Source organism: Streptomyces sp. NPDC057307 (assembly GCF_042667665.1).
Lineage (GTDB): Bacteria > Actinomycetota > Actinomycetes > Streptomycetales > Streptomycetaceae > Streptomyces.
The window spans coordinates 1-13,482 of record NZ_JBHUZM010000037.1; the positions used below are offsets into that span (position 1 = coordinate 1).

9 protein-coding genes are annotated in these 13,482 nt (G+C 70.5%); 6 read left to right on the plus strand and 3 right to left on the minus strand.

What is annotated here, in order from left to right:
* Positions 1–309 precede the first annotated feature (309 nt).
* Positions 310–765 carry an Rv3235 family protein gene (locus ACFUN8_RS16095; RefSeq protein WP_383636933.1) on the minus strand — a complete coding sequence of 152 codons (456 nt, stop codon included), beginning with the start codon at positions 763–765 and terminating at the stop codon, positions 310–312.
* A 294-nt stretch (positions 766–1,059) separates the two neighbouring features.
* On the opposite strand from ACFUN8_RS16095, the gene ACFUN8_RS16100 reads away from it, so the two are divergent.
* The 3 genes from ACFUN8_RS16100 to ACFUN8_RS16110 all read left to right on the plus strand — a co-directional run bounded on the left by ACFUN8_RS16100 (position 1,060) and on the right by ACFUN8_RS16110 (position 7,839).
* Positions 1,060–1,566: a DUF6912 family protein gene (locus tag ACFUN8_RS16100; RefSeq protein WP_383636936.1), complete on the plus strand. Its 507-nt coding sequence runs from the start codon at positions 1,060–1,062 to the stop codon at positions 1,564–1,566.
* A gap of 146 nt (positions 1,567–1,712) precedes the next feature.
* The gene (locus ACFUN8_RS16105) at positions 1,713–2,384 is read left to right on the plus strand and encodes an HAD family hydrolase (RefSeq protein ID WP_383636939.1); all 672 of its coding nucleotides are present in this window, start codon (positions 1,713–1,715) and stop codon (positions 2,382–2,384) included.
* A 364-nt stretch (positions 2,385–2,748) separates the two neighbouring features.
* The gene (locus ACFUN8_RS16110; protein WP_383636942.1) at positions 2,749–7,839 is read left to right on the plus strand and encodes an NAD-glutamate dehydrogenase; all 5,091 of its coding nucleotides are present in this window, start codon (positions 2,749–2,751) and stop codon (positions 7,837–7,839) included.
* Positions 7,840–8,164: 325 nt separating this feature from the next.
* Here ACFUN8_RS16110 and ACFUN8_RS16115 read toward each other — a convergent pair whose 3' ends face one another.
* Both ACFUN8_RS16115 and ACFUN8_RS16120 read right to left on the minus strand, forming a co-directional pair.
* Entirely contained in the window at positions 8,165–8,953 is a 789-nt protein-coding gene (locus ACFUN8_RS16115) for an ABC transporter ATP-binding protein (RefSeq protein ID WP_383636945.1), read from the minus strand.
* The gene (locus tag ACFUN8_RS16120; protein ID WP_383636948.1) at positions 8,946–9,890 is read right to left on the minus strand and encodes an ABC transporter permease; all 945 of its coding nucleotides are present in this window, start codon (positions 9,888–9,890) and stop codon (positions 8,946–8,948) included. Before ACFUN8_RS16120 ends, ACFUN8_RS16115 begins: the two co-directional genes overlap by 8 nt.
* A 150-nt stretch (positions 9,891–10,040) precedes the next feature.
* Between ACFUN8_RS16120 and ACFUN8_RS16125 the strand changes: the two genes are divergently transcribed.
* The 3 genes from ACFUN8_RS16125 to ACFUN8_RS16135 all read left to right on the plus strand — a co-directional run bounded on the left by ACFUN8_RS16125 (position 10,041) and on the right by ACFUN8_RS16135 (position 13,456).
* Complete coding sequence (locus ACFUN8_RS16125) at positions 10,041–10,670, plus strand: TetR/AcrR family transcriptional regulator (protein WP_383637040.1); 630 nt, start codon at positions 10,041–10,043, stop codon at positions 10,668–10,670.
* A 199-nt stretch (positions 10,671–10,869) separates the two neighbouring features.
* Positions 10,870–12,486, plus strand: a complete 1,617-nt coding sequence (locus ACFUN8_RS16130; protein ID WP_383636951.1) for a glycosyltransferase family 4 protein — start codon at positions 10,870–10,872, stop codon at positions 12,484–12,486.
* A gap of 136 nt (positions 12,487–12,622) precedes the next feature.
* Positions 12,623–13,456 carry a methyltransferase domain-containing protein gene (locus ACFUN8_RS16135; protein WP_383636954.1) on the plus strand — a complete coding sequence of 278 codons (834 nt, stop codon included), beginning with the start codon at positions 12,623–12,625 and terminating at the stop codon, positions 13,454–13,456.
* The last annotated feature ends 26 nt before the right edge of the window (positions 13,457–13,482 follow it).

Sequence of the window (13,482 nt, forward strand, 5' to 3'; positions counted from 1 at the left end):
GTCCGGGCCCGGCCGCCGTTTGTCCGGGCCGGGGTGGGATGCCCGGGTCCGTCCGGTGGCCGGTTCGTCCTCAGGCGCCGGACGGGCTGGTGGGGCCGCCGGGCGGGTCGCAGTGTGGCTGGCCGGTGCTGGGGTTGTCCTCAGGCGCCGGACGGGCTGGCAATGCCCGCCGGATGGGCTGGTGGGGCGCTGGGGTGGGTTGGGACGGGTCCCCCGGTGGGCGGGTGTCCTCAAACGCCGGACGGGCTGGCAATGCCCGCCGGGCGGGCCTGTGGGGCCCGTCCGGCGGCTGGGGGCAGGACCGCGTCGTTAGGTCGGGCGGCGGCGGGGGGACACCTCCACCGCCGCGCAGCGCCAGCGGAGGTCCGGGGACTGTTCCAGGCGGAACGCCATCGCGCGGACCTGGTCTCCCGCCGCGATGACCGCCCACGCCTCGACCACTCCCGGGCGGGGGTGGAAGCCCCGGCAGGTGCGGATCACCGGGGTCGTGTTGCGGGCGCGGAGCGGGGTTTTCGGGGCCAGGTGGACGAGTTGGTCGTACGCCTCGCCGATCGTCTGGCCCAGCATCGAGTGGACCGGGCGCAGGCCGCTGAGGACGGCGAGGAGTTGTTCCGCGAAGCGCTCGTGCGGTTGGAGCCAGGGCTGGCGGCGCTGGGAGACCACTCGGCCCGGCCTGCGCGGGTCGCGCCTGGCCGGTGGCCGGGTGGTGGCGACCGTCCGCGCCGCCGCCCTGTCGTACGTCCTGCTGGTCTCTGTGTCGCTCACGCAGATCGCCCCCGTTCCGCAGGCCCGGCCGCATTCGCATTACCGAGCGGTAACTTGTGTTGGGGATCTTCTACGGGGCATCCGCGGCGCCCGCAAGGGCCGGATCCGCCGGCGCCGCGTGTGTCGGGTGTCACCTGTCCGAGTGGCCGGGCAGGCCGGACCAGGGCAGCAGGCGTCACTCTGTGTATCCGAGTGGACGTTGAACGGCTCCGCAGTGTCACCCCGACGAGGGACCGGCCGGATACGGCGCACGTATCCTGGAACCGCTCTTCCGACTACGAAAGCGGTCATCGCATGCGCGTCTACGTCCCTCTGACCCTTCCCGGTCTCGCCGAGGCGCACAAGACGGGCGAGTTGGGTCCTGGGCCGCTGACCGCCTATGCCGTGACGCCCGGACTGCGCGAGTGGTATCTCTCCGACGACATCGAGGAGTTGGAGTACGCGGCCCTCAACCGCGCCGCCGCCGCCTCGCTCCGGCTGATCGCCGGCGATCCGTCCGCCGCGCGGCGCCGGGTCGTGGTCGCCGTCGACGTACCGGACAAGGACGCCGCCGCCGACCCCGACCGCGGGGTGGACTCCGCCGGGCTCGGCGAGGTGCGGATCGCCGCGGCCGTCCCCCTCGCCAAGGCCGCCGCCGTGCACATCGACGCGGACGACGCCGAGGGCGACGTGTCCGCCGCCGCCGCGGCGCTGGGCGCCGCCGACCACGGCGACGACGACGCGCAGTTCACGGTGGACGGCGCCGAGGACCACGAGCTGCTCTGGTTCGGGGTCCAGGAGATCCCGGGCATCGTCGCGTAAGGCGTCGCGTAACGCGCCGTCACGCAAGCCGTCGTCACGCAAGCCGTCGTCACGCAAGCCGTCGTCACGCAAGCCGTCGTCACGCAAGCCCTCGGCGCGCGGAATTCCGCGGCGCGTTGTCAGACCCGGCCGGTAACGTTTCCGGCATGGGGAAGCACGACGCACATCTGGTCTGGGACTGGAACGGGACTCTGCTCGACGACTTCAGCGCGGTCATCGGGGCCACCAACGCCTGCTTCGCGGAGATCGGTCTGGAGCCGATCACCGCCGAGCGGTACCGGGATCTGTACTGCATGCCGATCCCGGTCTTCTACGAGCGTCTGATGGGCCGCCTCCCCACGGACGCCGAATGGCTGATCATGGACGAGACCTTCCACCGGCACTACGTCGAGCGGCGCGTCGGGTGCGTGCTGACCGAGGGTGCCGAGGAGCTGCTGGCGCAGTGGACGCTGGCCGGCCGCAGCCAGTCGATTCTCAGCATGTACGAGCACGACCAACTGGTCCCTGTCGTACGGGGCTACGGGATTCACCAGCACTTCGTCCGGGTCGACGGACGGACAGGCCCCTCCGGCGGCACGAAGGCCGTGCACATGGAGCGCCATCTGGCCGCGCTCGCCAAGGAGGGCCGGATAGACCCGGCCCATACGGTGGTGATCGGTGACGCGGTCGACGACGCCCTGGCCGCCGCTCACGTCGGGGCCCGTGCGGTGCTCTACACCGGCGGATCGCACAGCCGTAAGAGCCTGGAGGAGGTGGGGGTCCCCGTCGTGGACAGTCTCACCGAGGCCGTCGATCTCGCGCAGAGCATCGCGCGCTGACCGCCGTCTCCACAGCGCCCCCGCCACGGGTCACTTGTCACTGGCCGGACCGGCAAATTTCTCGCCCTTCTTTTGTACATATGCGGTTCATGACGGGTCCGGGGTGCGGCGGGATAGCCTGGGGCCGTGATCAGTGCGATACGTCGCGGGAGCAGCGAAGCTCCCGGCCCGCGCCCGGAGTGCCACAGCGCCCCGGGCCTCGCTGATCCCCACAATCCGGCGCGGCCGTCAAGTTTGGCCAATAACGTCCCGGACATCTCTCATCGCGGCATAGCGTCGACTCAGACCGGAGACCCCGCGTCGTGGCGTTGTGTCGCTTCTTTCATCGACGTCACGCAATGGCGCGCGACAGGAGCCAGAGGACATGCAGACCAAGCTGGACGAAGCCAAGGCCGAGCTGCTCGCACGGGCGGCCCGGGTCGCTGAGAACAGCCCAGCCGGGGGGGCTGGGGGTCTGGGGGGCACCTCCCGGAACAACTCGGCCGCGACGGCGACCGACGACGAGACGTACGACGAGAAGCGCTCCGACAATCCCGACAAAGAGACGCTGCTCGCCTTTCTCCACAAGTACTACCTGCACACCGCCCCGGACGACCTCGCCGACCGCGATCCGGTCGACATCTACGGTGCGGCGCTCTCCCACTACCGGCTGGCGGAGGACCGTCCGCAGGGCACGGCCAGCGTGCGGGTCCACACGCCGTCCGTCGAGGAGAACGGCTGGACCTGCACCCACACGGTCGTCGAGGTCGTCACCGACGACATGCCGTTCCTGGTCGACTCGGTCACCAACGAACTCTCCCGGCAGAACCGCGGCATCCACGCCGTCATCCACCCGCAGATCCTGGTGCGCCGCGATATCACCGGCAAGCTCATCGAGGTCCTTCCCGAGAGCCGGGTCGACGGCGCCGAGCTGACCCACGACACCCTGATCGAGTCCTGGATCCACGTCGAGATCGACCGTGAGACCGACCGGTCCGATCTCAAGCAGATCACCTCCGACCTGCTGCGCGTCCTGTCCGACGCCCGCGAGGCCGTCGAGGACTGGGACAAGATGCGCGAGTCCGCGCTGCGCATCGCCGACGAACTGCCCAGCGAGCCGACCGCCGACGACCTGCGCGACCAGGAGGTCGAGGAGGCGCGCGAGCTGCTGCGCTGGCTCGCCGAGAACCACTTCACCTTCCTCGGCTACCGCGAGTACGAGCTGACCGGCGACGACGCCCTGACCGCCGTGCCCGGCACCGGCCTCGGCATCCTGCGCGCCGACCCGCGGCACACCGACGACGAGGCCCACCCGGTGAGCCCGTCGTTCAACCGGCTGCCGGCCGACGCGCGCGCCAAGGCCCGCGAGCACAAGCTGCTCATCCTGACGAAGGCCAACAGCCGCTCGACCGTGCACCGCCCGAGCTATCTCGACTACGTCGGCGTGAAGAAGTTCGACGACAAGGGCAACGTCGTCGGCGAGCGCCGCTTCCTGGGCCTCTTCTCCTCGGCGGCGTACACCGAGTCCGTACGCCGCGTGCCCGTCGTACGCCGCAAGGTCGCCGAGGTCCTGGAGGGCGCCGGCTTCTCGCCGAACAGCCACGACGGCCGGGACCTGATGCAGATCCTGGAGACGTACCCGCGCGACGAGCTGTTCCAGACGCCCGTCGAGCAACTGCGCTCCATCGTCACCAGCGTCCTGTACCTCCAGGAGCGGCGCCGGCTGCGCCTCTACCTCCGTCAGGACGAGTACGGGCGCTACTACTCCGCCCTCATCTACCTGCCGCGCGACCGCTACACCACCGGCGTCCGGCTGCGGCTGATCGACATCCTCAAGGAGGAACTCGGCGGCACCAGCGTCGACTTCACGGCCTGGAACACCGAATCCATCCTCTCCCGGCTCCACTTCGTCGTACGCGTGCCGCAGGGCACCGAGCTGGCCGGGCTCACCGACCCGGACGTCGACCGCATCGAGGCGCGGCTCGTCGAGGCCGCCCGCTCCTGGGCCGACGGCTTCGGTGAGGCGCTCAACGCCGAGCTGGGCGAGGAGCGCGCCGCCGAACTGCTGCGCCGCTACGGCAACGCCTTCCCCGAGGGCTACAAGGCCGACCACTCGCCGCGCGCCGCCGTCGCCGACCTCGTACGCGTCGAGGAACTGAGCCGCGAGGAGAAGGACTTCGCGCTCTCCCTCTACGAGCCGGTCGGCGCCGGCCCCGGCGAGCGCCGCTTCAAGATCTACCGCACCGGCGAGCAGGTCTCCCTGTCCGCCGTCCTGCCGGTGCTCCAGCAGCTCGGCGTCGAGGTCGTGGACGAGCGGCCGTACGAGCTGCGCTGCGCGGACCGCGCCCAAGCCTGGATCTACGACTTCGGACTGCGCATGCCGCGCGGCGAGAACGGTCACACCAAGGACGACCATCTCGCCGAGGACGCCCGCGAGCGCTTCCAGGACGCCTTCGCGGCCGTCTGGACGGGCGAGGCGGAGAACGACGGCTTCAACTCCCTCGTGCTGCGCGCCGGGCTCAACTGGCGCGAGGCGATGGTGCTGCGCGCCTACGCGAAGTACCTGCGTCAGGCCGGGGCGACCTTCAGCCAGGACTACATGGAGGACACCCTCCGTAACAACGTTCACACCACCCGGCTGCTGATCTCCCTCTTCGAGGCCCGGATGGCGCCCAACCGCCAGCGCGCCGGTACGGAGCTGATCGAAGGGCTCCTCGAAGAGCTGACCGGCGCCCTCGACCAGGTCGCCAGCCTCGACGAGGACCGCATCCTGCGGTCGTTCCTCACCGTCATCAAGGCCACGCTGCGGACCAACTTCTTCCAGAGCGCCAGCGAGGGAAGGGCCACCAGGGGCCGGAGCGCGGGCAAGGGGCACGACCGGAAGGTCGGGACGGGCCGGGAGAGCACGGTCGACAAGCACCACAGCTACGTGTCGATGAAGTTCGACCCGCAGGCCATCCCCGATCTGCCCGCGCCCCGCCCGGCGTACGAGATCTGGGTCTACTCGCCGCAGGTCGAGGGCGTGCACCTGCGCTTCGGCAAGGTCGCCCGCGGCGGTCTGCGCTGGTCCGACCGGCGCGAGGACTTCCGTACGGAGATCCTCGGCCTGGTCAAGGCGCAGATGGTCAAGAACACGGTGATCGTGCCCGTCGGCGCCAAGGGCGGCTTCGTCGCCAAGCACCTCCCCGACCCGGCCGTCGACCGTGACGCCTGGCTCGCCGAGGGCATCGCCTCCTACAAGACGTTCATCTCCGCCCTGCTCGACATCACCGACAACTTGGTGGCGGGCGAGGTCGTGCACCCGGCCGATGTGGTGCGGCACGACGAGGACGACACCTACCTGGTCGTCGCCGCCGACAAGGGCACCGCCAGCTTCTCCGACATCGCCAACGAGGTCGCGATCGCCTACGACTTCTGGCTCGGCGACGCCTTCGCCTCCGGCGGCTCCGCCGGTTACGACCACAAGGGCATGGGCATCACGGCGCGCGGCGCCTGGGAGTCCGTCAAGCGGCACTTCCGCGAGCTGGGCCACGACACCCAGACCGAGGACTTCACCGTCGCCGGGGTCGGCGACATGTCGGGCGACGTCTTCGGCAACGGCATGCTGCTCTCCGAGCACATCCGGCTGGTCGCCGCCTTCGACCACCGGCACATCTTCATCGACCCGAACCCGGACGCGGCCACCTCGTTCGCCGAGCGCCGCCGCCTCTTCGACCTGCCGCGCAGCTCCTGGGCCGACTACGACAAGTCGCTGCTGTCCCAGGGCGGCGGGATCCACCCCCGTAGCGCGAAGTCGATCCCGGTCAACGCGCACGTGCGCCAGGCACTGGGGATCGACGCGGGCGTGGCCAAGCTGACGCCGGCCGATCTGATGCGGGCGATCCTCAAGGCCCCGGTCGACCTGATGTGGAACGGCGGCATCGGTACGTACATCAAGTCGTCCGGCGAGTCGAACGCGGACGTGGGCGACAAGGCAAACGACGCCATCCGTATCAACGGCGAGGACCTGCGGGCCAAGGTCGTCGGCGAGGGCGGAAACCTGGGCGCGACGCAGCTCGGCCGTATCGAGTTCGCGCGGCGAGGGGCCGACGGCCAGGGCGGCAAGATCAACACCGACGCCATCGACAACAGCGCCGGCGTGGACACCTCCGACCACGAGGTGAACATCAAGATCCTGCTCAACAGCCTCGTGACGGAAGGCGACATGACCGTCAAGCAGCGCAACAAGCTGCTGGCGGCCATGACCGACGAGATCGGCACGCTGGTCCTGCGCAACAACTACGCGCAGAACACGGCACTCGCCAACGCGGTTCTCCAGGCCCCGTCCCTGCTCCACGCCCACCAGCGGTTCATGCGCCGCCTGGAGCGGGACGGCAACCTCGACAGGGCGCTCGAATTCCTGCCGACCGACCGCCAGATCCGGGAGCTGCTCAACTCGGGCAAGGGGCTGTCCCAGCCCGAACTCGCCGTCCTGCTCGCGTACACGAAGATCACCGTCGCCGACGAGCTGATCTCCACAGAGCTGCCCGACGACCCGTATCTGCGCAAGCTGCTGTACGCGTACTTCCCCGCGCAGCTCCGCGAGAAGTTCGCCGAGCAGATCGAGGGGCACGCGCTGCGCCGCGAGATCATCACGACGGTGCTGGTCAACGACACCGTGAACGCGGGAGGTTCGACCTTCCTGCACCGGCTGCGCGAGGAGACCGGGGCGTCGATCGAGGAGATCGTACGGGCGCAGACAGCCGCCCGGGAGATCTTCGGTCTCGGCGCGGTCTGGGACGCGGTCGAGGCGCTGGACAACACCGTCGGCGCCGACGTCCAGACCCGGATCCGGCTCCACTCGCGGCGCCTGGTCGAGCGCGGCACCCGCTGGCTGCTCGGCAACCGGCCGCAGCCGGTGGAGATCGCGGGGACGGTCGACTTCTTCGCCGAAGGCGTGGAACAGGTGTGGCAGCAGCTGCCGCAACTGCTGCGCGGCGCGGACCTGGAGTGGTACCAGAACATCGTGGAGGAGCTCTCCGCGGTGGGCGTGCCCGATGTGCTGGCGCTGCGGGTCGCCGGATTCTCCGCGGCGTTCCCGGCGCTCGACATCGTGCAGATCGCCGACCGTACGGGCAAGGAGCCGCTGGCCGTCGCCGAGGTGTACTACGACCTCGGGGACCGGCTGCGGATCACGCAGCTGATGGACCGGATCATCGAGTTGCCGAGGGCCGACCGCTGGCAGTCCATGGCCCGCGCGTCGATCCGCGAGGACCTGTACGCGGCGCACGCCGCCCTGACGTCGGACGTGCTGTCGGTCGGCAACGGCACGTCGACGCCGGAGGAGCGCTTCAAGGCGTGGGAGCAGAAGAACGCGGCGATTCTGGGGCGTTCACGCGCCACGCTGGAGGAGATCCAGAGCTCGGACTCCTTCGACCTGGCGAATCTGTCGGTGGCGATGCGGACGATGCGGACGTTGCTGCGGACGCACGCGTAGCGGGCCGGCCGGCTGGGGGCTTTGTCCTCAGGCGCCGGACGGGCTGGGGTTGTGTCCTCAAGCGCCGGACGGGCTCAGAGGCCGGGTCCTGGTGGTGAGGGCGGGTCGGTCGGCCGGGGTCCGTCCGGCGGCCGGTTCGTCCTCAAGCGTCGGACGGGCTGGAGTGGGCCGCCGGCCGGTCGGCCGGGGTCCGTCCGGCGGCCGGTTCGTCCTCAAGCGCCGGACGGGCTGGAGTGGGCCCGCCGGGCGGTTGGAACGGGGCGGGCCGGTGGTGGGGTGTCCTCAAGCGCCGGACGGGCTGGCAATGCCCGCCCGGCGGTGGCCCTCAGGCCTTGCGCTTCTTCGGGGTTGCCGTGAACTCCTCGTACGCCGCTACTACTTCCGCCGCCGGGCCGTCCATTCGGAGGGTTCCCGACTCCAGCCAGATCGCCCGGTCGCAGGTCTCGGTGATCGTCTTGTTGCTGTGGCTGACCAGGAAGACCGTGCCCGCCTCCTCGCGCAGCTCGGCGATGCGCTCCTTGCTGCGCTTCTGGAACTTGGCGTCCCCCGTGGACAGCGCCTCGTCGATGAGCAGCACGTCATGTGTCTTGGCCGCCGCGATCGAGAAGCGGAGCCGCGCGCCCATGCCGGAGGAGTACGTGCGCATCGGCAGGGTGATGAAGTCGCCCTTCTCGTTGATCCCGGAGAACTCGACGATGTCGGCGTAACGGCTCTTGACCTGTGCGCGCGTCATGCCCATCGCGAGCCCGCCGAGTATCACGTTGCGCTCGCCCGTCAGATCGCTCATCAGCGCCGCGTTGACGCCGAGGAGTGAGGGCTGGCCGCGGGTGTAGACCTTGCCCTCGCTCGGCGGCAGCAGCCCGGCGACCGCCTTGAGAAGGGTCGACTTCCCCGAGCCGTTGGAGCCGATGAGACCGATGGCCTCGCCCTTGTACGCGACGAAGCTCACGCCCCGTACGGCGTGCACTTCGCGCGCTCCCGGGCTCTGCCGGCGCGAGACGATCCGGCTGAGCGCCGAGGTGGCGCTGCCTTTGCCGCCCTTGGTGCCGTGCACCTTGTAGGTGATGTGGACGCCGTCGACGACGACGGTCGGAACACCCTCGGTCTCAGCCACGGCCGTACTTCTCCTCCGCCTGCCAGAAGAACAGGAATCCGCCGGCCCCGGCGAGCACCGCCCAGCCGGTGGCGACCAGCCAGACGTGGGGCGGGAGTTGACCGGCGGTGAAACTGTCGATGAGCGCGAAGCGCATCAGGTCGATGTAGACGGCCGCCGGATTGCATTCGAGCGCCAGCCGGACCAGGTGCGGGACGTCCTGGTTCTTGAAGACCGTGTCGAGGCTCCACATCACACCGGACGCGTACATCCAGGTGCGCAGCAGGAACGGCATCAGCTGCGCGATGTCGGGCGTCGACGCGGTCAGCCTCGCGACGATCATCGCGAGCCCGGTGTTGAACACCGTCTGGAGCGCGAGGGCGGGCACGGCCAGCAGCCAGGCGGGCCTCGGGTACTGCTCGAAGACGGTCAGGATCACGGCCAGCGCGCCCAGCGAGAACAGCAGCTGTTGCAGCTGCTGGAGGGCGAACGCGAGCGGCAGCGAGGCGCGCGGGAAGTGCAGGGCGCGTACGAGACCGAGATTGCCGGAGATGGCACGGGTCCCGGCGTTGATGGTCCCGGCGGTGAACGTCCAGATGAAGACGCCGGTGACCAGGAACGGTACGAAGTCCGGCACTCCGTGCTTGGTGTTGAGCAGGACGCCGAAGATGAAGTAGTAGACCGTCGCGTTGAGCAGCGGAGTCATGATCTGCCAGAGCTGGCCGAGCTTCGCCTTGCTGTACTGCGAGGTGAGCCGGGCGGTGGCGAAGGCCGTGACGAAGTGGCGGCGGGAGTGCAGCCCGCGCAGATACGCGGGGAGCGAGGGCCGGGCGCCGCTCTCGCTCAGACCGTGCCGGGCGGCGAAGGCACGCAGGTCCTGGGGGAGCGGGGCCGGCCTGGCCGATGGGGCTGTGTCGGGGGCCCGGACCGGGGCGGGGGGTGCGGTCGTCTGGCTCACAGAGGTCGCTTTCGACGAGGGACATCGAACGGAGGCGGCGGGGAGGTAGGGAGGTGGCGAACGACGGAACGGGACCGTTTCGTCGTAACGAAGAGGTTAGAGCGCAAAGACGTCGCAACGCAACCGTTTCGTCGTGACGTGCATGACGCTATGCTCGTCGCCATGCCCACGGACCCCCGCCTCTCACGCCGCGCCCCAGCGGGAGCCGCAGTGCTCCGTGAGGACGTGACCGACGCCATCCGCTCCGCCGTCTTCGAGGAACTGGCCGCCGTCGGCTTCGCGCGGATGTCCATCGAGGGCATCGCCCGCCGGGCCGGTGTCGGCAAGACAGCCGTCTACCGGCGCTGGAAGTCCAAACTGGCGCTGGTGCTCGACCTGGTCTCCGCCGTCGCGGCCCAGGGGCTGCCCGTACCCGCGACCGGTTCGCTGTACGGAGACGTACGCGCCCTGCTCGAAGTGGCGTCGCACGCCCTGCGTCACCCGCTGGCCTCCCGCGTCATCCCCGACCTGCTGGTGGAGGCCGCCCGGCACCCGGAGATCTCCGAGGCGATCAAGTCGGCGCTGCTCGACCGGGAGCACGGCATCGCCGCCGTGGTCGTACGCGAGGCGGTCGCCCGCGGCGAACTGCCCGAGGACGCCGATCCCGACCGTGCGCTCGACCTCATCGCGGGCCCGCTCTACTGGCGTCTCGTCGTCGTACGGGGCGACCTGCCCGCCGGCTATCTGGACGACCTCGCCGCCACGGCGGTCACCGCGCTGACCCGCGACCGCGGCGTCTGACCCGTCCGGCCGCCTCTCGGACCGAGCCGTACGCATGGGCATACACCCGTGTCCACGCGCACCGTTCCGGCTTCTCGCAGCCGCCGTACGGGTGACATGGCCCCGGTCTCCGTAGCCCTGGTGGATGAATCTTCGTTGCCCGTGTGGGGGAGACCAGGGCAGGTCCCTCCGCGAAGCCGAGCCGAAGGACGGGCGCCCCATGAGTGTCGCTTCCACACCAGATTCAGGGCGGCACCCAGGACGCGGCCGCGGCCGGGTCGTCATGCTCGTCGACAACGCCGTCAACGGCGACTCCCGCGTACAGAAGGCCGCCCGCTCCATGGCCGACGCCGGCTGGGACGTGGTGCTGCTCGGCCAGTCCCCGGACCGCGACCGGCACCGCTGGACCATCGGCGACGCCGAAGTCCGGCTGGTCCCCGTCGTGATGACCCTCGCCAAACGCCGCAGGGACTACCGCAGAGTCGTCCTGCCCCGCCTCTTCGCCTACCGGCGCGGCGGCATCGCGCACCACCGCAAGCAGTGGGTCAAAGCCTGGCGCGCCGATCTGCTGGCCCGCAGGTCCGCCGAGGGGCGGCGGTTCCTGATCCGGCGTACGGCGGCCCGTATCCTGGCCCGCTGGGTCGGCTTCCGGCACCGCCAACTCGCCCTGGTGGAGGGCAGACGCAACCCGGACTCGCTGCCCGAGCGGCTCCGTACGGCCATGTGGCGGGCCCTGCTCGGCGACCGCTGCTGGCGCAGGCTGGAGCCGTACCTGTGGGACTACGAGTTCGCCTTCGGCCCCGTCGTCGACGCCCTCGAACCCGATCTCGTCCACGCCAACGACTTCCGGATGATCGGCGTCGGCGCGCGCGCCGTGCACCGCGCGCGGGGCAGGGGCCGGAGCGTGAAGCTGGTCTGGGACGCGCACGAGTATCTGCCGGGCATCAAGCCCCGTGCCGGGTACCGGCGTTGGATGCCCGCCCATGTCGCGCACGAACGGGAGTACGGGCGGTGCGCGGACGCCGTCGTCACCGTCTCCCAGACCCTGGCCGAGCTGCTGCACAAGGAACACCGGCTGCCCCGGGTGCCCGCCGTCGTGCTCAACGCCCCCGGCGGCGGCCCGCCCGCCGACCGCGCCGACGAACCCGTCCCGGATCTGCGGCAGTTGTGCGGCATCGACGCCGCCACGCCGCTCCTCGTCTACAGCGGCGCCCTCGCCCCGCAGCGCGGGCTCGCCACGCTCATCGAGTCGCTGCCCCAACTGCCGGGCGCGCACGCGGCGCTGGTCGTTCCCGCGCCCGACGGATGGGTCGTACGCAGGGTGCTCGACCACGCCGCCGAACTCGGGGTCGCCGACCGCGTCCACCCGCTGCCGTACGTCCCGCACTGGCAGATCGTGCCCTTCCTCGCCACTGCCGACATCGGCGTCATCCCGATCCACCACTGGCCGAACCATGAACTCGCCCTGATCACCAAGTTCATGGAGTACGCGCACGCCAAGCTGCCCATCGTCGTCAGCGACGTGCGCACCATGGCGGAGAAGGTGCGCGAGACCGGGCAGGGCGAGGTGTTCCGCGCGGAGGACACGGCCGACTTCGTACGGGCGGCGCGCGCCGTCCTCGCCGATCCGGCCGCCTACCGCAAGGCGTACGACAGTCCCGGACTGCTGGAGCAGTGGACCTGGGACGCGCAGGCCGACGTCCTCGACTCGGTCTATCAGGGCCTGTTGACGGCCCCGGCGGAGGCGACCGCCGCCGCGACGGCCCCACGGGGCGAACCGGCCACCGAGGACGAGGAGCCGGAGCCTGGCGACCCGGCGGGTGCCACGGCGACCTGACCGGACAAGCGCGTGACCACGTGCGTGACCACGTGACCATACGGCCGTACGGGCGTTGATGTCCTCGAACGTCGGGAGACGTCACCGGCGTCGGGGAGCGCCGCGCCCAACGAGCCGGATTGGAAAGTGAGTCACCGTGCACAGGTCCGCGTACGAGCAGATGGAGCTCTGCGTCAAGGAGTACATGCCCGCGTCCGGCCGCCATCGGGTGGTCGACCTGGGCTCGCGCATCTCGCCCAAGCAGTCCCTCACCCATCGTGGTCTGCTCGACGGTCGCGATGTCGAGTACATCGGCGTCGATGTGCTCGACGGTCCGAACGTCGACATCGTGATGCCCAAGCCGTACCGCATTCCGGTACGGTCGCGCACCGCCGACTTCGTGCTGTCGGGGCAGGCGTTCGAGCACATCCCGTTCTTCTGGGCGTCGATGATGGAGATCGCCCGCGTCTTGCGGCCCGGTGGCCTGGCGTTCGTCACCGCCCCCTCACGCGGCCATGTGCACGACGCGCAGGACTGCTGGCGGTACTACCCCGACGGGTTCCGGGCCATGGCCGCCTTCACCGGGCTCGAACTGGCCGAGGCGTACACGGACTTCCCGCCGATGAAGGGGATCCGCTTCGACTACGCCGCCATCGACGGCAAGCGCGCCTACTGGGGCGACTCGGTCGGCGTGTTCCGCAGGCCGAGTCGGCCGCGGCGGCGGCTGTGGGAGTACGCCGTACGGGAGCTGACCGTGCGTTACGCGAACCGGGTGGGCGGCGTCGACGGCATCCCGCTGCCCGAGCCGGTCGAGGGGCGCGACCGGTGCGGCCGAGGGGCGCCCACCGCCGCGCCCGCCGCCGTACCCGCAGCACCCGCCGCCGTACCCGCCGCCGTGCCCGCCGCCCCCGTCGTGCCTGCTCCGGCCACGGAGGCACAGCCCGGAGCCGTACAGCCCGTAACAGCTGAGTTGCACACGAAAGAGGCATAAACCAACGGGAGTTGACGAAAGGTGAC